The organism is Cellvibrio sp. ATLC23, from assembly GCF_057196725.1.
Map to the genome: position 1 here is coordinate 106,458 of NZ_JBXUOS010000014.1, position 21,765 is coordinate 128,222.

At 52.2% G+C, this 21,765-nt stretch carries 21 protein-coding genes; 11 read left to right on the plus strand and 10 right to left on the minus strand.

The window, feature by feature from the left end; translation table 11 throughout:
* Positions 1-19: 19 nt before the first annotated feature.
* From ribBA to nrdR, 7 genes are all read right to left on the minus strand, one after another.
* Positions 20-1,135 carry a bifunctional 3,4-dihydroxy-2-butanone-4-phosphate synthase/GTP cyclohydrolase II gene (gene ribBA / locus AC2CG4_RS18745; protein ID WP_484487715.1) on the minus strand — a complete coding sequence of 372 codons (1,116 nt, stop codon included), beginning with the start codon at positions 1,133-1,135 and terminating at the stop codon, positions 20-22.
* A gap of 20 nt (positions 1,136-1,155) precedes the next feature.
* The gene (locus AC2CG4_RS18750; protein ID WP_484487716.1) at positions 1,156-1,512 is read right to left on the minus strand and encodes a type II toxin-antitoxin system RelE/ParE family toxin; all 357 of its coding nucleotides are present in this window, start codon (positions 1,510-1,512) and stop codon (positions 1,156-1,158) included.
* On the minus strand, positions 1,512-1,790 hold the full coding sequence (locus AC2CG4_RS18755) for a type II toxin-antitoxin system ParD family antitoxin (RefSeq protein ID WP_484487717.1): 279 nt from the start codon (positions 1,788-1,790) through the stop codon (positions 1,512-1,514). Before AC2CG4_RS18755 ends, AC2CG4_RS18750 begins: the two co-directional genes overlap by 1 nt.
* A 68-nt stretch (positions 1,791-1,858) precedes the next feature.
* Positions 1,859-2,515 (minus strand): riboflavin synthase, encoded by a 657-nt coding sequence (locus tag AC2CG4_RS18760; protein WP_484487718.1) that lies wholly within the window; start codon positions 2,513-2,515, stop codon positions 1,859-1,861.
* Positions 2,516-2,546: 31 nt separating this feature from the next.
* Positions 2,547-3,116 carry an RDD family protein gene (locus AC2CG4_RS18765; RefSeq protein ID WP_484487719.1) on the minus strand — a complete coding sequence of 190 codons (570 nt, stop codon included), beginning with the start codon at positions 3,114-3,116 and terminating at the stop codon, positions 2,547-2,549.
* 12 nt (positions 3,117-3,128) lie between these two features.
* Complete coding sequence (ribD, locus tag AC2CG4_RS18770) at positions 3,129-4,253, minus strand: bifunctional diaminohydroxyphosphoribosylaminopyrimidine deaminase/5-amino-6-(5-phosphoribosylamino)uracil reductase RibD (protein WP_484487746.1); 1,125 nt, start codon at positions 4,251-4,253, stop codon at positions 3,129-3,131.
* 7 nt (positions 4,254-4,260) lie between these two features.
* Positions 4,261-4,725: a transcriptional regulator NrdR gene (gene nrdR / locus AC2CG4_RS18775; RefSeq protein ID WP_062063575.1), complete on the minus strand. Its 465-nt coding sequence runs from the start codon at positions 4,723-4,725 to the stop codon at positions 4,261-4,263.
* 441 nt (positions 4,726-5,166) lie between these two features.
* On the opposite strand from nrdR, the gene AC2CG4_RS18780 reads away from it, so the two are divergent.
* The 3 genes from AC2CG4_RS18780 to AC2CG4_RS18790 all read left to right on the plus strand — a co-directional run bounded on the left by AC2CG4_RS18780 (position 5,167) and on the right by AC2CG4_RS18790 (position 8,353).
* Positions 5,167-6,060, plus strand: coding sequence for a hypothetical protein (locus tag AC2CG4_RS18780; protein WP_484487720.1), 894 nt, complete (start codon positions 5,167-5,169; stop codon positions 6,058-6,060).
* 284 nt (positions 6,061-6,344) lie between these two features.
* The gene (locus tag AC2CG4_RS18785) at positions 6,345-7,415 is read left to right on the plus strand and encodes a polysaccharide lyase family 7 protein (protein WP_484487721.1); all 1,071 of its coding nucleotides are present in this window, start codon (positions 6,345-6,347) and stop codon (positions 7,413-7,415) included.
* 89 nt (positions 7,416-7,504) lie between these two features.
* A complete protein-coding gene (locus AC2CG4_RS18790; protein WP_484487722.1) occupies positions 7,505-8,353 on the plus strand; it encodes a diguanylate cyclase in 849 nt (282 codons plus the stop codon).
* A 93-nt stretch (positions 8,354-8,446) separates the two neighbouring features.
* Here AC2CG4_RS18790 and AC2CG4_RS18795 read toward each other — a convergent pair whose 3' ends face one another.
* The 3 genes from AC2CG4_RS18795 to glyA form a co-directional block, all read right to left on the minus strand.
* A complete protein-coding gene (locus AC2CG4_RS18795) occupies positions 8,447-9,934 on the minus strand; it encodes a M12 family metallo-peptidase (RefSeq protein ID WP_484487723.1) in 1,488 nt (495 codons plus the stop codon).
* 173 nt (positions 9,935-10,107) lie between these two features.
* On the minus strand, positions 10,108-10,821 hold the full coding sequence (locus tag AC2CG4_RS18800) for a hypothetical protein (protein WP_484487724.1): 714 nt from the start codon (positions 10,819-10,821) through the stop codon (positions 10,108-10,110).
* A gap of 293 nt (positions 10,822-11,114) precedes the next feature.
* Positions 11,115-12,380 carry a serine hydroxymethyltransferase gene (glyA, locus tag AC2CG4_RS18805; protein ID WP_484487725.1) on the minus strand — a complete coding sequence of 422 codons (1,266 nt, stop codon included), beginning with the start codon at positions 12,378-12,380 and terminating at the stop codon, positions 11,115-11,117.
* A gap of 386 nt (positions 12,381-12,766) precedes the next feature.
* Between glyA and AC2CG4_RS18810 the strand changes: the two genes are divergently transcribed.
* From AC2CG4_RS18810 to AC2CG4_RS18845, 8 genes are read left to right on the plus strand one after another with little or no spacing between them, the layout of a single operon-like run.
* Entirely contained in the window at positions 12,767-13,585 is an 819-nt protein-coding gene (locus tag AC2CG4_RS18810) for a polysaccharide biosynthesis/export family protein (RefSeq protein WP_484487726.1), read from the plus strand.
* 13 nt (positions 13,586-13,598) lie between these two features.
* Positions 13,599-14,978, plus strand: a complete 1,380-nt coding sequence (locus AC2CG4_RS18815) for a GNVR domain-containing protein (RefSeq protein ID WP_484487727.1) — start codon at positions 13,599-13,601, stop codon at positions 14,976-14,978.
* Entirely contained in the window at positions 14,975-15,850 is an 876-nt protein-coding gene (locus AC2CG4_RS18820) for a tyrosine-protein kinase family protein (protein ID WP_484487728.1), read from the plus strand. The genes AC2CG4_RS18815 and AC2CG4_RS18820 overlap by 4 nt, the downstream gene beginning before the upstream one ends.
* Before the next feature lie 31 nt (positions 15,851-15,881).
* Positions 15,882-17,204, plus strand: a complete 1,323-nt coding sequence (locus tag AC2CG4_RS18825) for a polysaccharide biosynthesis protein GumE (protein WP_484487729.1) — start codon at positions 15,882-15,884, stop codon at positions 17,202-17,204.
* Positions 17,194-18,339 (plus strand): glycosyltransferase family 4 protein, encoded by a 1,146-nt coding sequence (locus AC2CG4_RS18830; protein ID WP_484487730.1) that lies wholly within the window; start codon positions 17,194-17,196, stop codon positions 18,337-18,339. Before AC2CG4_RS18825 ends, AC2CG4_RS18830 begins: the two co-directional genes overlap by 11 nt.
* Complete coding sequence (locus AC2CG4_RS18835; protein ID WP_484487731.1) at positions 18,336-19,448, plus strand: glycoside hydrolase family 5 protein; 1,113 nt, start codon at positions 18,336-18,338, stop codon at positions 19,446-19,448. The genes AC2CG4_RS18830 and AC2CG4_RS18835 overlap by 4 nt, the downstream gene beginning before the upstream one ends.
* 35 nt (positions 19,449-19,483) lie before the next feature.
* A complete protein-coding gene (locus AC2CG4_RS18840) occupies positions 19,484-20,245 on the plus strand; it encodes a WecB/TagA/CpsF family glycosyltransferase (RefSeq protein WP_484487732.1) in 762 nt (253 codons plus the stop codon).
* Positions 20,242-21,732 (plus strand): oligosaccharide flippase family protein, encoded by a 1,491-nt coding sequence (locus AC2CG4_RS18845; RefSeq protein WP_484487733.1) that lies wholly within the window; start codon positions 20,242-20,244, stop codon positions 21,730-21,732. The genes AC2CG4_RS18840 and AC2CG4_RS18845 overlap by 4 nt, the downstream gene beginning before the upstream one ends.
* Positions 21,733-21,765: the final 33 nt, after the last annotated feature.

Sequence of the window (21,765 nt, forward strand, 5' to 3'; positions counted from 1 at the left end):
GGGGAGGGCTGGGGAGGGGTTAATCACCCTCCGGGCAAACATAGTCCACCACTTCCAAATCAAAACCCGAGAGCGCGGAATAGCGCATAGGGGCGGACATCACGCGCATTTTGCGCACGCCCAAATCGCGTAGGATTTGCGAGCCGGTTCCTACTTGTTTGTAGAGCACCTCTGAGCTGCGGCGCATTTGTTTGCCTGAGATCAGCCAATCAATACTGTCTTCTACTTCTTTGGTCGATTCGTCGTGGCAGATCAGCAGTACGACACCCTTACCCTCTTCGCTCACTTTGCGCAGCGCATCTTGATAGGTCCAGCTTTTGCCACCGGCGACTGAGGTGCGCTTGAGGCTCAGCACATCGCGGGCAATATCCATCACATGCACACGCACCAACGTTGGCTCTGCGTCGATTTCGCCTTTCACCATTACAAAATGCAAATCGCCGCGCGCCAAGTCGCGATAGGTGCGCAACTCAAATTCACCGTAGAGTGTCTCTACTTTGCGGGTATTGATGCAGGCAACGGTTTGCTCTTTGGTGGCGCGGTAGTGAATCAGGTCGGCAATGGTACCGATTTTCAGCCCGTGTTGCTCGCCAAATCGCTCAAGATCCGCACGGCGCGCCATGGTGCCGTCTGGATTCATCACCTCTACTATCACTGCCGCAGGCTCAAATCCGGCCAAGCGCGCAAGATCGCAACCCGCTTCGGTATGGCCAGCTCGGCTCATCACACCGCCGGGTTGCGCCATGAGGGGGAAGATATGACCGGGCTGAACTATATCGCTCGGTTTTGCATTCGCTTTTACCGCGGTGCGTACAGTGAGCGCACGGTCAGCCGCCGAAATACCGGTGCTTATACCTTCAGCGGCTTCAATTGATAAGGTGAAATTAGTCGAATGCTGGGATTTGTTATCGCTCACCATCAGCGGCAATTCCAGCTGCTTGCAGCGCTCCGGCGAGAGCGTCAGGCAAATTAACCCGCGCGCATGGGTCGCCATAAAGTTGATATCTTCCGGGCGCACCTGTTCGGCGACCATAATGATATCGCCTTCGTTCTCACGGTCTTCGTCATCCATCAGGATGACCATTTTGCCGTGACGCAGATCTTCGATCAGTTCTTCAATGGTGTTGAGTTGCATAGTCAATTCTCAAAAACAAATCATTCTGCATCAGTAAATAACTGGTGCCGCTGCAGATCCATACTGTCGTGAAGCAATCTCAGCACTCTGATCACCGCCTCGTCTTCTAACGCTGGCAGGCTAAAAATAATCATGTGCCGACCTTTATACCCGTTGCGAGCCACATGCAGGCTGGCGACGCGAACACCCAATTCGGGTCGCCATCTAAGGCTCACCACATCAGGCCCCTGATGTAATTCCTGAAAAGCGGACTCGATTGCTCGGGCGTTGACTCTGGCCTGCTGTGCACCAAACCTATCGAGTGTCCAAGCCAAAATATCCTGATAGTCCTTTAATGCTGAGGACGAAAACTCGAGCGTCCATTTGGTTGGTGTCATTAGCTTCCGATTACCTCATCCGCCAACCCTTTCAAATGCCGGCTTAACGCTTCGGTTGAATCAAAAGACTGAAAACGACCAGCTTCGAAATCATCAATTCCGAGCTGTACCGCCTCGCGTAATCTCGCAAGACGCAACTCATCTTCCTGCTCGCGACGCTCTACCATACGCAACCCTTCACGTAAGACTTCACTGGCGTTCTGGTAGCGGCCTGAGTCTACAAGTTGTTCTATGAGATGGGTTTGATGGTCTGTGAGCACAATATTTCTAGTTGGCATAATCTGAACTCCTGAAGACGCGCGATTGGCATACTATGCCATTAATATCTCACAACATCTGCCAGTAATCACGCAAAACCATTCTTCGCCAAAAACTCCAGGGTGATGCCCTGCCCTTCGCCTTCGGCGGCTTTGTCGCCGAGCATCAAGCGTTCCAGATAACGGGCCAGTACATCGACTTCCAGATTGAGTTGGGTGCCGGTTTTGTAGCTATCCATAATCGTCCACTGCAGTGTGTGCGGGACAATATTGAGTTCAAATTCAGCGCCATCCACTTTGTTAACGGTAAGACTAGTACCATCCACCGTGATTGACCCTTTGTGGGCGATATATTTTGCCAATGCTTTAGGTGCGCGAATGCGGAAGCGCTCAGAGCGCGCATCGGGTTGACGGATGACCACCTCACCTACACCATCCACATGGCCACTGACAATATGGCCGCCCAGCCGGGTTTGCGGCGTGAGAGCTTTTTCCAAGTTGACACGCTGGCCGACTTTCCAGCCGGGCAAGGTGGTGTTATCCAATGTTTCGCGCGACACATCCGCCCAGTAACCATCGCCGGGCAATTCCACCACCGTCAGGCACACGCCATTAGTGGCGATAGAGTCACCCAAATGAACATCGCCCAGATTCAAATTGTGGGTTTTGATGCGTAGGCGCAGGTCACCATTTTTGGGTTGTAACGCCACCACTTCGCCGATGGCTTCGATAATGCCGGTGAACATAGTTTTACCTCGGAGGCGGTGCTGCCAAAAATTATACGATGATGCTAGTGGGCTTGCCCTGACTAGCAGGAATACGCAAATCAATCACTTTGGTTTTGGCGAGATGATCGTGGATACAGCGGCGGTCAGCGCGATAAATAAACAGTATGTCGGCGAGCCGCAAAAATATACCCACTACCGGCACCATGCCCATGATCCATTGCGACAAATAGCGCTGGACGATCAACAGTAAAAACGTGGGCTTTTGATTATCCAGCGTGACAATCGCGATGCCCATCATGCGCTTGCCAATAGTTTGGCCATATTGCTGCAACAGAAATCCGTGCAAGACAAAAAAGATGATAAAGGGCGAAATCGCCAGCAGGGATTTTTGCGAATCAGACAAAGCATTTACCCGCTCCTGTAATTCTTTCTGGGCGAGCTGCATATCATTAGAGCTGGCCGGATCCAGCAGCCCCATGGATTGCATCAAGATAATCAGCGCGATCATCATAAAGACCGCATCGAGCATAAACGCCCAAAAACGTTTGCTTAGCGCAGCGGTATTGTCGGCCTGTGGCAAAGTTGGATTCGGCGAAGAGTCGGGAGCTTGGTCGTTCAAAAGATTACCTATTTAGTATTCAGTGTCGGGCGCGGCAGTGATACGCCAATCCCGCCCAACGGCGCGAATATCTTTAATTTTCAGCGAGAGCGCGGCCGACATAGTATCGAGTGGCAAATTAAACAGCGGCAGCGCATTGCTGCCGAGCAGTTTTGGCGCCATGTACATAATGATTTCATCGAGCAGGCCTCGGCGTAAAAAACTGCCGGAAAGTGTTGCACCCGCTTCGACCAACACTTCATTGCAGTGCCGCTTGGCGAGTTCGCGCAAGAGCGCAGTTAAATCAATGCGGCCATCTTTGCCCGGCAGGGCAATCAGCTCGACAAAATCCGGCCAGCCCTGTAATTGCGCCGCATCAACCTTGCCGTTATGCACCAGCAATATCGGGGTGGATTGTTTAAACATCAAGGCGTTGCGCGGTGTGCGCAGTTGCGAATCCAGAATCACTCGCAAGGGTTGTTTCGCCGCTGCTTCGTCGGCATTGGGCAAACCCAGTTCATCCACGCGCACAGTGAGCGAGGCGTTGTCCTGCAAAATAGAATCGACACCTGAAACAATCGCACAGGAGCGGGCGCGCAAACGCTGAACATCGGCGCGCGCTTTGGGGCCGGTGATCCATTTGCTTTCGCCGGATGCCATGGCCGTGCGGCCATCGATACTCATCGCCATTTTGCAGCGCACATAAGGCAGCTTGCGCTCCATGCGCCGAACAAAACCTGGGTTGAGCGCGCGTGCATCGTCTTCCAACACCGGGCCATCGACCTGCATGCCAGCGGCGCGTACCATGGCGATACCATTGCCCGAGACCAGAGGATTTGGATCTTCCATGGCATAGACCAACCGCGCGATACCGGCATCGATTAGCGCTTGCGAACAAGGGCCGGTTTTACCGGTGTGACTGCAGGGTTCAAGGCTGACGTACGCAGTTGCGCCGCGCGCCTTGTCGCCCGCCGCGAGTAACGCATTGACTTCAGCATGGGCTTCACCGGCGCGAATATGCCAGCCTTCCGCAATCACCTGCCCGTCTTTTACCAACACACAACCGACCCGCGGATTGGGCGTAGTGGTGTAGAGGCCGCGCTCCGCCAAACGGAACGCGTGCGCCATAAATTCAAAATCAATTGCGGATAGGGTCATCAAAAAATTAGTCGCTTTCGGGTTGCTGTTCGAGGCGATCGATTTCCTGGCGGAATTCGTTCAAATCCTTAAAGCGGCGATACACAGAGGCGAAGCGCACATAGGCAACTTCATCGAGCTTTTGCAATTGCTCCATCACTTTTTCGCCGACCAACAAGGCTTTCACTTCGCGCTCGCCGGTCGCCTGTAAATAGTGTTTGATATGGTTAATGGCCGATTCAATAGCCTCAATACTTACCGGGCGTTTTTCCAGCGCACGCAATAAACCGGCACGCAGTTTGTTTTCATCGAAGGGCTCGCGGGTGCCGTTTTGCTTGATGATGCGCGGCATCACCAATTCAGCCACTTCAAAGGTGGTGAAACGTTCATGGCAGGATAAACACTCGCGGCGGCGGCGAACCTGATCGCCCTCTGCCACCAGGCGCGAATCGATAACTTTGGTATCTTCCGCACTACAAAACGGACAATGCATGATCATCGGCCCCAGCGATGGATAAAGTGGGCGCATACTAGCACAAAATCAGCCAATTCTGACTCGCACGCACCCGCTAGATTAATGGCGGACTTACCCCCACCTTTTAAGCTGGCGCACGCCATCCCTTGGTTACCGGCGCATGAGCCGTTTGCCATTCCAACTCCGCCTCACCCCAACAACCTGTAATACAAAAATACCTCTTTGGAATGACCAAGAAGGCTGCCAATGATGCATATCTTTTAACATTTCACCTATCTTCTAGTTACCAAATAATCTAGAAGGAAGATAATTTTCGGTTGTACCTTGCGTAAAAAGCCCTTAGGATCCTAAATTATTACCAACAAAGACAATTTATATTGATATTTGGTAATACCAATATAAGCGATGTTATCAATCAAAACATCAATACCTATTCCAATAATCCTTAAAGGTAGCAACATGAAAAAGACTCAAGCCCTTATTGTACTCGGCCTAAGCAGCGTACTTTGTGCGTGCGGTGGCGGTTTAAATCAACCTGCACCGGTTAATCCAGGCACACCAAGCTCTGCGGCACCTAGCTCTGTGGCTGTTAGCTCTGCAGCACCTAGCTCGGTGGCAGTCAGTTCTGCAGCACCCAGCTCCGTAGCGGTTAGCTCTGCAGCACCTAGCTCGGTGGCAGTTAGCTCTAGCTCCGCCGCCGCCCTGTCAAAAGTAGCCAAGATTTACGACGCTAACTCCGGTGACACAGGTGAATTGCGATTTGTAATCCCGGGCGATGACCAGCTCCAAGGTAAGTTAACCCTGTCTTTCTTGAAAGATGCCGATCTCGTAGATTCAAATGGAGTTGAAAAAAACGCTTACATTACGTTGTTTAACTCCGCCAACTCCACTAGCAGTGGCCGGGCAATTCTTGACCTCCTTATTGGAACCTCAGCTTTCAGTATTCGCGACCAAGCGGGCATTACCGTTAATACGCCGTTCAAACCCGGTGCCTGGCAAACTATTGCGATCACCTGGGATTATGCTGGCACCGCACAAGCGACGGTGACTATTGTTATCGATGGCGATACCGCCAATGCTCTTTCGTATCCAGCGTCCAGCACTGCGGTTGGCGGGGTTTCAGCGGTTGCATTCAGACTTGCAGACAACTCGGCTGTCATTACCTCAAGCAAAGCTTTTTATGTAGACGATGTGAAGCTCTACTCTGATAAAGCCGGCACAACCATAGTGTATGAAGATAACTTCGAATCTTACGCTGTAGGTGCTGATCTCAGTGGTGCAACAATCGGCGCCACCGCACTTACTTACGACAGCAGCACCTCAGACGTAAGAGTCGCGGAACTTGCCAAATAATAGTTTTTTGATCTGACTCGTTTAAAAAAGCTCCAGATATACCGCATAAAATCTGGAGCTTTTAATCCACCCTTTTACCGTAGTTTTCATCATTAAATAATGGAAAACACGCGTAAACCAACTAGTGTACATAAGAGCGCGTATTGGGTTTGGTTATGCTCTCGACAAGCGAAACCACACCAAAGCTGGCAACCATATCTAACTGGGTGCAGCACTCTTAGAGCATGTTGAAATTATCTTTTGCTTAGCAGATTGAGCAAAAAAATAACGACTAAAGGTGATCTATGAAAATGAAATGGCTGAATTCCACTTTGACATCCACGCTGGGAGCACTGGTGCTGCTCCCTGTAGTAGCAACTGCTGCCGACTCAAATGTACCTGCCACCAAGTTTGACCTCAGCCAATGGAAACTCACCTTGCCCATGGATGCCAATAGTGATGGCAAGGTCGATGAAATCGATGTGAAACAAATAAAAAAATACAGCCACAACGATTTTTTCTATTTGAATGAAAAGGGACATATGGTTTTTGTCGCGCCCAATGTTGCCACCACAACTTCCGGTTCAACCAATACTCGCAGTGAATTGCGCCAAATGTTGCGCGGCACCAAAACAAAAATTGGTACACACGACCCACGCAATAACTTTGCAATAAAGACTCACCCGCTATCGCGTAAATTCGCCATGGTCGGCGGCAAGCTAGAAGCCACGCTGTATGTTGATCATGTGGCGACAAGAGCGAAATATGGCAACAAACCCCCAGCCTATTCAGTGGTTGTCGGGCAAATTCATGCTGACAAGGGCTCTGATGAACTGAAGAAGAAAACCGGTTTTGGCTGGGGCAATGAACCCATCAAAATTTATTACAAAAAGTGGCCAAATCACGCCAAGGGTTCGGTGTTTTGGAACTACGAACGCAATCTTGCCAAAGACAATCCCAACCGCATCGATATCGCTTACCCCATCTGGGGCAACACTTGGGAAAACCCAGAGGACCCAGGTGATAAAGGCATAGCCTTAGGTGAAGAATTTAGCTATGTAATCAATGTGCACGAAGACATTATGTACCTCACCTTCAGCTCGCCCAATCACGAAACAGTCAAATATGAAATCAATCTTGCCAACAATGTTGATGCCTATGGCAAGGTAGACCCGAAAGACCACCCCTATGGCTACCTGGGCGATGCCATGTACTTTAAAGCCGGTGCATACAACCAATGTAGCTCAGCCGATCAAGCTGGCTCTTGGTATGCAGCATGCCCGGGTACCGGCGACTGGGAAAAGGACAAAGCGGCTGGTGACTATACCAGCGTGACTTTCACTCGCTTAACGGTAGGTAAGTCAGTGAAACCATAAGCGGAATTTGTTCGCCAGCCAAAATCCCCGTTGGTACTGGGGCTTTTGGCTGCTTCCTATAAAACTCTGTGCCAGCATGAGGTCATTCTATGTCGGGTCGATTGCTATCCCTTATCACTGCCATAGTGCTGTTCGCTCCCCTCGCTACCGCAGAAACATTAAAGATAAATAAGGTTGAAGGGGAAAAAGAAGAACTTATTTTTTCGCTACTTAAACTCGCCTTGGAAAAAGTAGATCCTAACGTTCAGATTGAACAGTTAGACGAAGTCATACCGGAAGGCCGCTGGGCCTCGGGAGTGGAAGACGGCTCTTTGGATTTGCTGTGGGCGGGCTCATCAAAAGATTTAGATGAACGAATGCTGCCCGTCCGTATCCCCCTGTTAAAAGGCTTGCTAGGTCATAGAGTCTTTCTCATTAGGCGTGAAGACCAACCTAAATACGATGCCGTATCCAACCTCGACGATTTAAAATCCTTGCACGCCGGCATGGGCTCACTTTGGGGTTCCACCCGCGTTCTGGAAGCAGCCGGTTTGCCGGTGGTCAAAGCGGTAAAGTACCCCAGCTTGTTTTATATGTTAGACGGCGGCAGGTTTGATTATTTTCCACGTGCAGTTCATGAACCCTGGGCAGAGATCGCCAGCCACCCTACATTGAATTTAAAAGTCGAAGAAAGACTGCTGTTGATCTACCCCTATGCGATGTATCTCTATGTTCGCAAAGACAATCGCGCCTTACATCACAAGCTCAACCAAGGTTTGGAATTGGCCATTGCGGATGGCAGTTTCGATCTATTATTTTTCAACAACACTCTGATTAAGGACGCCCTAAACCGCACCAATCTTGCCAATCGTCTTATTCTGCGCATTCCGAATCCGGAAATGCATCCAGATACACCCGTGCACAGGCCAGAACTCTGGCTCAATGTAAACAAACTATAGCCCTCAAAAAAAAGCCCGGCATAAACCGGGCAACAACTGAGTCAATCAGACAGCTAAAAAATCATTCACCTTTGCGCGACAAGCGCATCAAGGCTACACCGTACATTTGCACAACCTGAGTGCCGCCTTGTATTCAACATCCAGCGCTTTAAATGCAGCCAACGCATTGGCGACCGCAGTTGTTAAATCAGCGGTTCTGGCTTTTTCTGCAGTAGTTGCGGCAACTGCTGCATTGTAAATATTGGTGGCAGTCGCAACTGCTGCAGTGGCGGGCGCAATTTGTTGTTGTGCAGTATTTACTGCTGACGCAGCCGCACCAATTTGCTCCAGCAGCGCGTTGTATCTGGTCACCAGATTGTTATATGCCGTTAACCGGGACGCCTTGGCCGCATCTGTTGCGGCAGAATTATAAGCAGCAATTGCGGTATTCAACTGGGTTTGCAATGGCTCCACCTTGGCAACCAAAGCATTGTATTTCACAACTGCAGTTTCGTAGCCTCGCGTTGCCGTAGTCAAAGTTCTGGTAACAGTCGTCAATTCAGTTTTAGCCACGCGTTCCGCAGCCATTTTTTCGGTGATGGAGAGTTTATTAGCAGCTAACACTGCGGCAGCAGCTGAATGCACGGCACGGGCAGACTCCACTTTACTTTTTAGTACCAGCGCATCGCCGGTATTAACACTGCTGGCTGAGCTTGACGATTTACTGGAAGAAAGCGCTGCGCTGGATTTGGATGAAGAACTGGCTTTGGATGAAGAAGTTGACGCAGTTGAAGAAGCAGGGGCACCGGCATAAAAATTCGCAATTTGCGGCGCAGTAATATTCAGCGCATAGCGGGCATCTGCACCGGTACTGGTGTTGTTGCGATCAACGCCGCAAGGCAAATTATTTTTGCAGATAATATCGGGGTTGGAAAATTTATATACTTTGCCATTCCAGTAATCCACATTGAATTCATTCTGGTAAGCCATAACAGTGGTAAACGAATTCACCACACCGTGACCCAAGGCGTAATGCAAAACACCGCCAATGCCATCCTGTTTGCGCGAATGTTTTAAACCCATGTTGTGACCCAACTCGTGCGCCGTCACAAAATCACCGCAGGAATTTATTGCCACGTGCGCAAACATATACGCCTTATGCCCCGCACTCATAGCGCCATTACTGCCGCCCACCCAGGCCACGCCACAGCTGCCATGAGAAGTCATATAAGGGCGATAAAAGAGCACCATGTCAGCTTTCGCTTGTTCGCGTGCGGCTGCAACACCGCTAAAGGCAGCGTGCTGATTGAAGGTGATATTGTTTAGTGCAGTTTCTGCATTGTTGTCATCGGTGTAATCCACCTGCAGGGTTTTCGCAACACGGATTTCCAAATCCACACCGCTGTCGGCATAGATTTGATTGGTGACTTGAAATAATTGATTAATGCGAGTGGTAGGGTCGCCGCCGTATAAGTTGGCAGCACCTTTGGTGTACACCACTAACACATCGATTGCAGTGGAAGCGGCCAGCGCAGGTAATGCGGTTGCTGACAGTAATGCAGTGGTAACAATACGAATGAGTTTTTGAGCATAGGGTTTCATAAAATTCTCTCTGTAGACTTTACTGAAAACCCTCCGTGATTAACAAAAGATGGAAACCATTTTCCAAATTTTGATGCGCATCCATTAAAGCCACACCGCATTGCTGTTATGTTTTCTTACGCATTACCGCCTGCCTCCGCTAAAAAAATTGTTTTGCCCTTGATTTAAATATCTCACTCGTGCTCATGCCCGTGTGGAATTTCTAAATAATCATTGCTGCCCGGTTGCGACAACTCAAACTCCGACGGGTTTTTATAAATCCAACCACTGCCATTGACCGATTCCAGTGTGTAGCTGCCGTTGGGGGTAGTCACGGTGGCAAATACCGAGTTGCCGCCGTAAGTCATCACTACGGGGAATTCATCACCATGACCGTCCAAATGACCGCGCCAGGAATAATCGCCATTGGGATTGGTTTTGCTCGCTTCCACATTCACCTGCAGCCGCTCGCCGCCGGGCAGCGTCACGCTGGTTTGCTGCCCCGCTTCGGGATAAGCCGGATTCTGCATATCGACCGACACAGGCTCATAGACCGACACACTTTGCGGCAGCGGCATGTTGGGAGTTGAATCTGCCATGCGCCAAGCATCGGGCACTGTAGCTGCAGGTTTTGCGGTAACTGAGGTACTGCCATCGGCAGCTGACCGGGTAGCGGGTGATGCCAAAGCCTGCTGCGCACGCGCTAACTCGCGGTTGGCATTGGCCAGCACCGGGTTGGTGGCGGGATCGGTGCTCAACGGCGGTTGCTCGTTCAATATTTGTTCTAACTGCTGGTTAGGCTGTAACAGGGCGCCTTCGCGGGTGATTTGATAGACCAACACGATAATCAATATGGCACTTAACGCCAGATAGATTCGCTTGAAATTGCCAGATGAGGGAAGCGCCATGAATGACACCAGAGTGCTGCTTAGGTTGATTAAAAATAAGCCAGAACGATCAAAATATCGAGTTTTTATTACTCATCGTGAAAACAAAATCTAATTTGCAGACAATTCTCACTAAATAGTAATTAAAAATAGGAAGGCGATTATGAGAAAACACGTTTTTAGATGTAGTAATAAGCGCCAATAAGGGCGCAATAAAAAAGGCAGCCCTGCGGCTGCCTTTTGGTTATAAGTGAAACATGATCGGCGCCAGATGAATCAGCCCCGCCATTGCCACCTATGGTATTGCGTGTGCTTTATTCAGCGTACACCGGGAACTTCTTGCACAGCTCAGCCACTTGCGCTTTTACGCTGGCAATCACTTCATCCGCATTGCCCGCTTCCAGCGCTGCAAAGATATCGCAGATCCAGTGGGTCAATTGCACACACTCGGCTTCTTTGAAGCCACGCGTGGTCACCGCTGGCGTACCTACACGGATACCAGAGGTCACAAACGGAGAGCGTGGGTCGTTTGGTACAGCGTTTTTGTTCACGGTGATGTGCGCTTTGCCCAGAGCTTCGTCTGCATCTTTACCAGAGTAAGATTTGCCGATCAGGTCAACCAGCATCAGGTGGTTTTCAGTACCGCCAGAAACGATATTGATACCGCGCTCAATGAAGGTTTTCGCCATCGCCTTGGCATTTTTTACCACTTGTTGCTGGTAAGCCTTGTACTCAGGGCTCATAGCTTCTTTGAAGCTGATCGCTTTAGCCGCGATAACGTGCATCAAAGGGCCACCTTGACCGCCGGGGAATACGGCTGAGTTCAGCTTCTTTTCGATCTCTTCGTTGGCTTTGGCCAGAATCAGACCACCGCGTGGACCGCGCAGGGTTTTGTGGGTGGTGGTGGTAGTTACATCGGCAATTTGCACTGGGTTAGGGTAAAGACCCGCCGCAACCAGACCGGCAACGTGTGCCATATCCACAAACAGGTAAGCGCCTACTTTGTCGGCGATGTCGCGGAAACGCTGCCAATCCACTACTTGCGAGTAAGCCGAGAAACCGGCAACGATCACTTTTGGCTTGTGCTCTACCGCCAAACGCTCAACTTCGTCGTAGTCGATCAAACCAGTCGCCGGGTTCAGACCGTATTGGATGGCGTTGTAATACTTGCCCGATGAACTCACTTTAGCGCCGTGCGTCAGGTGGCCGCCGTGTGCCAAGCTCATGCCCAAAATGGTATCGCCCGGTGCGCAGAGTGCCGCGTAAACCGCTTGGTTAGCCTGTGAACCTGCGTGTGGCTGTACGTTGGCGTAATCCGCGCCGAACAGCTCTTTAGCGCGTTCAATTGCCAGCGCTTCAGTCACGTCTACATACTCACAACCACCGTAGTAGCGCTTGCCCGGATAACCTTCAGCGTACTTGTTGGTCAACTTGGTGCCTTGTGCTGCAATCACCATTGGGCTGGTGTAGTTTTCCGAGGCGATCAGCTCGATATGCTCTTCCTGACGCTTGCCTTCGTTCTGGATTGATGCCCAGATTTCAGGATCAAAAGAAGCAATAGTTTGGTTTTTATCAAACATAGATAAGTCCTAGGGTTGACCTGCAAGCCGCGCGAGGTGGCTGAGGGAGTGTGGATAGGTAGTAGGAAAAATTAGGCGGGCATTGTACACCAGCCGCCCAAATAGCTTCCACGCAAAAAACTCATGCAACACAGCAATCAGATTCATATACGCACCAAAACAAAGCAGGAACACACACATCGGCTAAAAAATTTGGCTGTTCACTCAAGCCCCAGGAGGATTGGGCTGACAGGTTGAGCGTCAAACTCTGCGCTGCACCACAGTTTTTCCGTTTTTTATGGTGCTTTGAACAAATAGGCCTCGCTTTTGCAGTAGCCCCAGTGATGCTTTCCCACACCCCGATTGAGATGTGCAATCTGATCGGCCATGGAATTTAAGGACAACGCATGAACTTGGCGTTTTATAAGTGGGCGGCCGCGCTTGGCATAGCCATAGTCGGCACGCTGGCACAGGCGCAAACAGCGACTCCACCCGCTGCGGCCTACCGCATAGGCGCAGGCGATGAGGTGCACATTAAGGTGTACGGCCAGCCGGAATTAGCCGCCGAAGCTCAGGTTAATAGCGATGGCATGGTGCTGGTGCCACTGCTGGGCAATATCGCGATTGCGGGGCAAACCACTGCCATGGCCGCCACTCTGATTGCCCAGCGCTACCAACAGGACAATGTCCTGAAAAATGCGCAGGTGAATGTGCTGGTCAGCCAGTATCGCAGCCAGACGGTTGCCATTCTCGGCAAGGTCAACAGCCCCGGCAAGCTGGTTCTGGAAGGGCCGACCAGCCTGACTCAAGCACTGGCGTGGGCGGGCGGAATTGCGGCAGCGGGCAGTGAACGCATCCTGTTAATGCGCCTTGCCCAAGACGGCAGCCAAGAGCGCATCGAATACGACCTGCAGCAATTACTCAACCCACAAAATCAATCCCTACCCACTATCTGGCTCAAAAACGGCGACACCCTCTATGTGCCTAATGCCGGGCGTTTTTACCTCAATGGTGAAGTACATTCGCCGGGCATGTACCCACTGGATCGCCCGCTCAATGTACGCCAAGCACTGAGTGCCGGGGGCGGCCCCACCGCTAGCGCAAGTAACTCCGGGGTGAAACTCTTCCGCCAAGGCGCGGATGGATCGGTACAGGAACTGCGCGCCAAACCCGACGATCAAGTTATGGATGGCGATGTTCTGGTGGTTAAGGAAAGCATCTTCTAAGAGGAGCTGTAAGATGAATTTGCACAGATTTATCGGGATTTTAGTCGCACGTAAACACGCGATTACAGCCAGTATTTTGCTCGCCTTGGCAGCCGGACTACTGGTGATTTTGCTGACCCCCAAATCCTATACCGCCTCTACCGATTTATTGGTTGATGGCCGCGGGCTTGATCCCATCAGTGGGCAATCGCAGCCGGCGCGTTTGACCAGCGGCTACATTGCCACCCAAGCCGACATTATTCGCAGCCGCACAGTCGCCGCCAAGGTGATTGAGCAACTGGCACTGCACCAGTCGCCCACAGTAATCAACGCAACCAAATTGACTAGCGATACAGTACCCGACCAGAGCCGCATACTCACCTTTCTCGCCAAAGGGTTGAACGTGATTCCCAAGCGCGATAGCAGCGTCTTGAGCATTACTTTTACCGCGCAAGACCCGCAGCTCGCCGCACAAGTGGCAGACGCCTTTGCGCAGGCTTATGTGGTCACCAATCTGGAGCTGCGTGTAGAGCCAGCCAAACAGACCACCCTCTGGTACAACGAGCAACTGACCGGCTTGCGCGCCGAGCTCATCGCCAAACAAAACGCCCTGTCCAGCTATCAGGAACAGCACAACATACTCGCCTCATCCGACCGGCTGGATTTGGAATCGGCCAAATTGGCGGAACTATCCTCCATGCTGATTGCGGTCCAAAACGAGCGGCTCAACTCCCAAAGCCGCAGCGACCAGATTGCCAATACCAAACAGGGGCGGCTGGAAACCCGCGCGCTCGATAACCCCCAAATCCAGAAGCTCGCTACTGACTTGGCGCAAGCCCAGGCGCGGCTCGATGAACTGAGCACCCAAGTGGGCGAAAACCACCCCCAATATCTGCAAGCGCGCAGCGAAGCCGATACGCTCAAAAAGCAGATGAACCGCATGCTGGAACTTATTAGCGGCAGCCTGCAATCCTCCGTAGAGTTATCCCAATTAAGAGAAGAGCAGCTCACCGCCGAGCTGGCCACGCAAAAAGAACTGGTGCTGCAACTGAGCCGCAATCGCAATGAGCTCAGCCTGCTTAAACGCGAGGCCGATAACGCCCAAACGGCCTATGAAGCTGCCCTCGCACGCACGGCGCAAACACGGCTGGAAAGCCAAATCGCCGCTACCGATATAGCGGTGCTCAACAGCGCGCAAGTGCCCAATCGCCCAACCAGCCCTAAACCCCCACTCACACTTTTTCTCGCGCTCATAATGGGTTTGATGGCCGGTGTTGCTATCGCCCTTGGCAGCGAATGGCTCGACCCGCGCATCCGCTCGGTTAGCGACCTGGAACAGGGGTTGGGGCTGCGTGTACTAGCGGTGATTCCCGGCAACCGACGCCTTTCTCCCCTCACGGAGGCACAAGCATGAATGATTTTGCCCAAGCCATACCCGCGCCAAGCGTCTCAGCCAGCCTGCAAAAAATGGGGCCGATGCTGGTGGCCAGCGGGAAGTTGGCCACCAAGGACCTCGCTGAGATTCTGACGGCGCAAAAAACCTATGGGCTGCGGTTTGGCGATGCGGCGCTAAAGCTGGGCCTGGTCAGCGCCGAGGATGTGCAAGCGATTTTGGCCGAACAATTTGCCTATACCACACCTCCGGGCAAACACAGCCTGTTGGACAAGCGTTTGGTCGCCCTCTTCCAGCCAGATGGCGCCCAAGCAGAGGCATTGCGCAGCCTGCGCAGTGAACTATTGCTGCGCTACTTCAACAACCAACAGCAGACCACCTTGGCACTAGTGGGTTGCGATGAAGCGGAAACCATTGCACTGACCAGCGCCAACCTCGCCATCAGTTTCGCCCAGATGGGTATCAATACCCTGCTGGTGGACTGCAATCTGCGCCAGCCCCAGTTGCAGGCGCTGTTTCACCTGGACCCTATGGCACCCGGCTTAAGCGATAGCCTCGCAGGGCGCTCAGCGCTGGTACCAAGCGCAATTGAAGGTATTCGCGCATTGCAGGTAATTGGTGCCGGTACACCGGTGCCCAACCCCCAGGAGCTACTGGCCAGCAAGCCCCACTTTCAAACCCAACTGAGCAGTTTGAGCCAAGGCTTTGACGTAGTGATCCTCAACACTTCGCCGCTGACCAACAACCGCGATGCCCAACTGGTCGCCGCGCAAGCGGGTGCTGCATTGCTGCTGGCGCAAGCTAATCAGACCAAAACGCGCACCCTGAGCGATATCAGTATTCGGCTGCAGGAATTGGGTGTACGCCTGCTTGGGGTGAGCCTGACCAGCTAGGTTTTTGATGGTTTAGCACTGTGAGGAATGGATGAACAGCTCATCAAGCAACCGCTATCTGGATCGACCCATCGCATCCGCCCCTTGGCAGCCGGCCATCGCCCGCCCGTGGTTGAGCGATCAGCAATGGGTGAGTCTGATTGTTGTGGCCAGCGTGAGTTATCAAGCCCTGCTCTGTTTTATCAACAGTGTGTTGATGCCGGTGTCGCGCCCCCTACTGGGCATGGCGGAGGCGGTGATCATGTTGATGTGCCTGCCGCTTTTGGCGCGCCGCTTGTTGCCCGGTGTTTTGTGGCTGGGGGCGATGGCAGCGGCGATGCTCTGCCTGGTCTGGCTGATCAACCAGCAGGTGACGATTAAATCCTTCCGCGACCTCGCCATCCCCCTGTGTTTTTTCTGGCTGGGCTGCAACATCGGCCAGTTAGCGCTGGCCGATCGCGCCCTCAAACTCGCCATTTGGGTCATTTTGGCGATGGGTTTGTTCGAATTATGGTTCCTCGATTACTACACCCAATGGTTCGATATTTTCAATTATTACGTCAACGTGGGGGCACTGAACCCCAGCGCTGATTTTTTTATGCGCGACGATCGCCTGCTGGGCAATGGCATGCGCCCCGAGGGCATTGGCCGCACTTTGCTGCCACAGCTGCTTGGCCCGCACCGGGTATCGTCGGTATTTCTGGAGCCCATTGCACTGGGCAATTTCGCCACCCTCTGCGCGGCTTGGGGGCTGTGCCGCCCGCAACAAGAGTGGCGCAGCGGGGTGTTTTTTGTGCTGGCCGCCATCGTCATGATGGTGCTGTGCGACTCCCGCTTTGCCTTGATGACCGTCAGCGCATTAATCCTGCTGCGCCTTGTCGTGCGCGGCGCCCTGCTCAACCTTTGTGTATTGGCGCCGTTTGCCGCCATCGCCGCCCTACTTTGTATCGGCCTGCTCATTCCCAGTGAACACGGCGAAATGATGGTGAGCGATGACCTGCGCGGGCGCCTGTCTTACTCGGGGTGGTCGCTGCTGGAGTTCGATCTGCCCCAGCTGTTTGGCATAGGCCACAGCGATAGTTACTTTGACGAGGGCTACGCCCACTCCATCGCCTCATTTGGGCTGCCGCTGATTCTGTTGCTCTGGTGCAGTTTTTGGCTGCTGCCCTTTACCACAGAGCGCGGCCAACGCTTTCGCGCCATGGTGTCGATTTATATCGCACTGATCCTCTGCATTAGCGGAACCTCTTTTTTTGCGCTTAAAACAGCGGGGCTACTCTGGTTTTTGGTGGGCTGCAGTTTGCAAAACCCCGCTGCTATAAACCGCGCTGGAACCCGGCGGCCACTGAACAGGAGCAATCGTTATGGCGAGTAAACTAGCACCGCTTAAAGTGATTCATATTGTGCGCCAGTACCTGCCCTCGATCGGGGGAATGGAAGAGGTAGTGCGCAATATTGCGCGGCACCAATTAACCCATCCGCATCAGCACACCAAAATCATCACCCTCAACCGCCTGTTCAGAAATTCCAGCGAAACCCTCACCCCCAAAGAGCAAATCGATGGCATTGAGGTCATCCGCCTCGGTTACTTTGGCTCCAGTCGCTACCCCATTTGCCCCGGGGTGCTCAAATACGTGAAAGCGGCCGATGTGATCCATGTTCACGGGGTGGATTTCTTTTACGATTTTCTCGCCGCCACCAAATGGCTCCACCGGCGGCCACTGGTGCTCTCTACCCACGGCGGTTTTTTTCACACGGCCTTTGCCTCGCGCGCTAAACAGGCCTACTTCCAAAGTGTGACGCGGCTATCGGCCAACGCGTATAACCATGTTGTCGCCACCAGTTCCAACGACGGCGCCCTGTTCAGCAAAATCATGCCGGAAGATAAATTACAGGTGATTGAAAACGGGGTGGATGTAGAGAAATACGCCGATGCCGGTTCACTCCAATTACAGCCGTGCCTGATCTACTTTGGGCGCTGGTCGAGCAACAAAGGGCTGCTGCAGGCGCTGGCGTTTTTTGCCCAATTGCGCACCTTGCAACCCCAGTGGCGCTTGGTGATTGCCGGGCGCGAATACGATCACAGCGCTGCCGATCTGCAACAGCAGGTGGACAAGTTGCAGCTGTCAGCGTCAGTCACCTTGGCGCCCAACCCCAGCGATGCGGAGTTGAAACAATTGATTGCCCAGGCGAGTTATTTTATCTGCCTGTCGCGCCACGAGGGTTTTGGCATAGCGCCGATTGAGGGGATGAGCGCAGGGCTCACTCCCATCCTCAGCAATATTCCCCCTTTTCAGCGGCTCATCGATAGCTCTGGCTTAGGCATCAGCATGACGCTCGATGCCGCACCACACAGCGCTATCACCCAGCTATTGCACCTGCACGAACAGGGTGAGCGGGCTTATCAAGCGCGCCGCAAAGACAGCCAAGCCTTTGCGCGGCGCTACGCCTGGCCAGCGGTTGCCGACCGCTATGTCGCACTCTATGACACATTGCGGCGCGCATCATGAACCGCCACGCGCTGCTCGCCGCGCTATTGAGCCTGCCGCTTAGCTTGGCCGCAGCCAGCAGTGTTGCTGGCTGCTTGGATTCAGCGCGGCTGACGGGGGTGAATCTGGCCGGTGCGGAATTTGGCAGCAGTCAGATCCCGGGGAAAGTGTTTCACGATTATGTCTACCCCAGCGAAGCAGAGCTGGAATACATAGCCGATCAAGGTGCCAATATGATCCGGCTGCCGTTTCTGTGGGAGCGAACCCAACCCGAGGCCAATGGCGCACTCGATAGTGCGCAATTGACGCACCTGCGTTTAACCATCAACCGCGCTGAAACTCACGGGCTCTGTGTGCTGCTGGATCTGCATAATTACGCCAAATATTTTGGCGATCCACTAACCGCAACAATCCCCGAAAATATTGTGCTGCAAGAGGCATTTATCCACTTTTGGCTCGCCTTGGCCAAGGAATTCCCCAATGCCGACAGTGTTGCGTTTGGGTTGATGAATGAACCGGCTTTTATCCCTAAGGCCACCTGGGCAAGCATTGCCCAGCAGACAGTGCTCGCCCTGCGCAAGGCCAATGTCAGCAACGGAATTTGGGTAGCTGGGGGCGGCTGGAGCGGCCTGCACGATTGGTTCAGTGGCGGCGAGATGAGCAACGCGCATTACTTCAAACAATTACATGACCCGCTCAAACGCACAGTGATTGAAGTACATCAATACACCGACAGCAACTACTCGGGCACCCACAGCAGTAGCACCGGTGCCGGTTGCCGCAGTGCCGATGAATTCAACAGCCAATTTGAACGCATTCACACCTGGGCGGAGCAATACCAACAGCAGCTTTTTTTAGGTGAATTCGGCGTGCCCGCAACACCGGAGTGCCTGCAAACACTGACGCGGTTTTTAGAGTTAATGCGCGCAGAAAAATGGCGCGGTTGGAGTTATTGGGCGGCGGGAAGTTGGTGGGGTAATTACCCACTGGCGTTAAGCGGTGCACAACAAACGGAATCATTGCAATGGCCGATTTTAAAACGGTTTTTTTATCGCCCCGAAAATCAGGCCGGTAGCAAAGAAAAAAGCAGTAGTGCGTCCCCGCCGCTTCCACCTGAAGCGATTATGTAACAAGCCATCTACACCCACGCTACCGGGGAAATATCATGAATAGAGTCAATACCCATACGCGCGCCTGCCCATCCCTCACTATGGGTGGTTTTACTATTTTGCGCACCACTGCCGCAGACCTGATACCACTGCTGCAAGAAAAAATGCAGCATCAGCAAATCGCTTTTTTTTATGCCAATACAAATTTTGTGGTGCAGTGCCAAACCCTACAAGCGCAGATGTCCGCCGCCGACACGATTATTGTTAACGACGGCATAGGCATGGATATCGCCAGCCTATTAGTGCATCGCCAAGGTTTTATTGAAAACCTGAACGGCACCGACTTCACGCCCCGTTTTTTGCAAAGCCTCGGCGCAAATGGCCGGGTATTTTTACTGGGCGCCAAACCCGGCATAGCCCAGCGCGCCGCCACTGCATTGCGCCAGCACTACGCGATTAATGTAGTGGGTGTACGCAATGGTTACGATGAAGCCAACAATACTGCCGAAGTGATTGAGGAGATTAACCGCAGCCAAGCCAACGTCGTTTTGGTGGCCATGGGCAACCCCCACCAAGAGCGCTGGATACTAGAACAGCGCAGCCAATTGAACGCCCAACTGTTAATGGGTGTGGGGGCGTTGTTTGATTTTCTCGCTGGCGATAAATCCCGCGCACCGGCTCTGGTGCAGCGTTTGCGGATGGAGTGGTTTTATCGTTTATGCCTTGAACCTTCGCGGTTGTTGCGCCGCTATACCATCGACATTGTTCAATTTTTAATTCTCTGTTTGCGCACCGGCAAACGCACTGGTTCGCTATGAGTTTACAAAAAAGTTTAGGGTCAAGCGCGGCCTGGATGAGTCTGGCGGCCAGCAGCATGAGCATCGTCAGTTTTGTGGTTTTTATTATTATTTCGCGGATTTTATCGCCCGATGAAATCGGCTTGGTGGTGTTTGCGATTCTAGTTGTAGAAGCCGGGCGAATTATTATTAATGGCGGCTTGTCCATTAGCATTGTGCAGCGCCCCGAATGGGAAGAGGATTATGCTGCAACCAGATTTTATATCTCCTGTTGCTATGGCGTCATAGTCACTTTAATCGTGTTATTTATTGGTGTGCCACTGACCGCCAAACTCTACGCACCAGCAGCCGCCTCAATTTTAGCAGTGCTCTCCATCATCTTTATGCTCGAAGCAATCAAAGTCGTGCACGACGGCAAACTGCGCCGCGATTTGCGCTTTAAGGCTATTGCTATTCGGTCGATTTTATCGAGTGTTATATCCAGCATTATTGGAATTTATTTAGCACTGCACGGATACGGTGTGTGGGCACTAGTAGCGCAACAACTCAGCGGGCAACTGATAGTAACCGCCTTGACTATTATTGGCGCCAACTGGTGGCCGCGCTGGCAATTCTCATTGCAGCGAGCAGGTGAAGCCATACACATGGCAAGCCCGATGATGCTGGCGCAATTTATTAATACGCTGTGCAGCACACTGGTAGAGTTTATGGTCGGCATAATACTCGGGCCGATTGCCTTGGGTATTTATCGCATAGCGGGAAGAGCGCTATTTATTTTGCAAGAAATTATTATTCGCCCACTGGAACAAACCACCATTCCCGTATTGGCACGCATGGAAAATGCCCAGGCGCGAGCCAAGGCCACCCTGCGGATACTGCGCATCAATAGCTTTGTCATATTGCCTATTTTTTTTGGCACCGCCGCAATTGCAGAAGAATTTATCGCGCTGGTATTTGGCGAAAAATGGCACAGCAGTGGTGCACTCATGGCCTTACTTGCACTCGGTTCAACTCCCTTCGCATTGCGCATTCAAATTAATGCCACACTCACTGCTGAAGGAAAATCCAGATGGGTATTGCTGAACATGATAGCCACCTTATTAACAACATTGATTATTGGCTACCTACTAATACCTTATGGCACTCATTATGCAGCTATAGCTTATGTGATTATCAATTACATTAGCGGTGCAATTAGCATGGTTATTTTCCAGCATATTTTCCGCTGCGGTTTTCTTCCTATGTTAAATGTACTTTGGCCCAGCCACCTCGCTGCAAGCATCATGCTCTGTATTTGCCTTGCCGTTAAACAATGGCTGCCGCAAACACTACCAGCTGCCACACAATTATTATTGCTCGGCGCGACCGGTGGTATAAGTTATTTTTTCCTGTGTGTGGTTATTTTTCGCAATGAAACACGCAACTTTCTGGGAGAGTGCCTGAAGATTATGCCACTTAAATTTTCGCCCCTGCTGCTGCGCATTCAATCCTGGGCGCGCCTCAATTAAGGTGCCACTTGTGCGGCGACACCCTTGAACCAT

Excerpts from the sequence above, each read along its gene's own strand:
- ribBA (WP_484487715.1), bottom strand. The coding sequence starts at position 1,135 with ATGCAACTCAACACCATTGAAGAACTGATCGAAGATCTGCGTCACGGC.
- AC2CG4_RS18750 (WP_484487716.1), bottom strand. The coding sequence starts at position 1,512 with ATGACACCAACCAAATGGACGCTCGAGTTTTCGTCCTCAGCATTAAAG.
- AC2CG4_RS18755 (WP_484487717.1), bottom strand. The coding sequence starts at position 1,790 with ATGCCAACTAGAAATATTGTGCTCACAGACCATCAAACCCATCTCATA.
- AC2CG4_RS18760 (WP_484487718.1), bottom strand. The coding sequence starts at position 2,515 with ATGTTCACCGGCATTATCGAAGCCATCGGCGAAGTGGTGGCGTTACAA.
- ribD (WP_484487746.1), bottom strand. The coding sequence starts at position 4,253 with ATGACCCTATCCGCAATTGATTTTGAATTTATGGCGCACGCGTTCCGT.
- nrdR (WP_062063575.1), bottom strand. The coding sequence starts at position 4,725 with ATGCATTGTCCGTTTTGTAGTGCGGAAGATACCAAAGTTATCGATTCG.
- AC2CG4_RS18780 (WP_484487720.1), top strand. The coding sequence starts at position 5,167 with ATGAAAAAGACTCAAGCCCTTATTGTACTCGGCCTAAGCAGCGTACTT.
- AC2CG4_RS18785 (WP_484487721.1), top strand. The coding sequence starts at position 6,345 with ATGAAAATGAAATGGCTGAATTCCACTTTGACATCCACGCTGGGAGCA.
- AC2CG4_RS18790 (WP_484487722.1), top strand. The coding sequence starts at position 7,505 with ATGTCGGGTCGATTGCTATCCCTTATCACTGCCATAGTGCTGTTCGCT.
- AC2CG4_RS18795 (WP_484487723.1), bottom strand. The coding sequence starts at position 9,934 with ATGAAACCCTATGCTCAAAAACTCATTCGTATTGTTACCACTGCATTA.
- AC2CG4_RS18800 (WP_484487724.1), bottom strand. The coding sequence starts at position 10,821 with ATGGCGCTTCCCTCATCTGGCAATTTCAAGCGAATCTATCTGGCGTTA.
- glyA (WP_484487725.1), bottom strand. The coding sequence starts at position 12,380 with ATGTTTGATAAAAACCAAACTATTGCTTCTTTTGATCCTGAAATCTGG.
- AC2CG4_RS18810 (WP_484487726.1), top strand. The coding sequence starts at position 12,767 with ATGAACTTGGCGTTTTATAAGTGGGCGGCCGCGCTTGGCATAGCCATA.
- AC2CG4_RS18815 (WP_484487727.1), top strand. The coding sequence starts at position 13,599 with ATGAATTTGCACAGATTTATCGGGATTTTAGTCGCACGTAAACACGCG.
- AC2CG4_RS18820 (WP_484487728.1), top strand. The coding sequence starts at position 14,975 with ATGAATGATTTTGCCCAAGCCATACCCGCGCCAAGCGTCTCAGCCAGC.
- AC2CG4_RS18825 (WP_484487729.1), top strand. The coding sequence starts at position 15,882 with ATGAACAGCTCATCAAGCAACCGCTATCTGGATCGACCCATCGCATCC.
- AC2CG4_RS18830 (WP_484487730.1), top strand. The coding sequence starts at position 17,194 with ATGGCGAGTAAACTAGCACCGCTTAAAGTGATTCATATTGTGCGCCAG.
- AC2CG4_RS18835 (WP_484487731.1), top strand. The coding sequence starts at position 18,336 with ATGAACCGCCACGCGCTGCTCGCCGCGCTATTGAGCCTGCCGCTTAGC.
- AC2CG4_RS18840 (WP_484487732.1), top strand. The coding sequence starts at position 19,484 with ATGAATAGAGTCAATACCCATACGCGCGCCTGCCCATCCCTCACTATG.
- AC2CG4_RS18845 (WP_484487733.1), top strand. The coding sequence starts at position 20,242 with ATGAGTTTACAAAAAAGTTTAGGGTCAAGCGCGGCCTGGATGAGTCTG.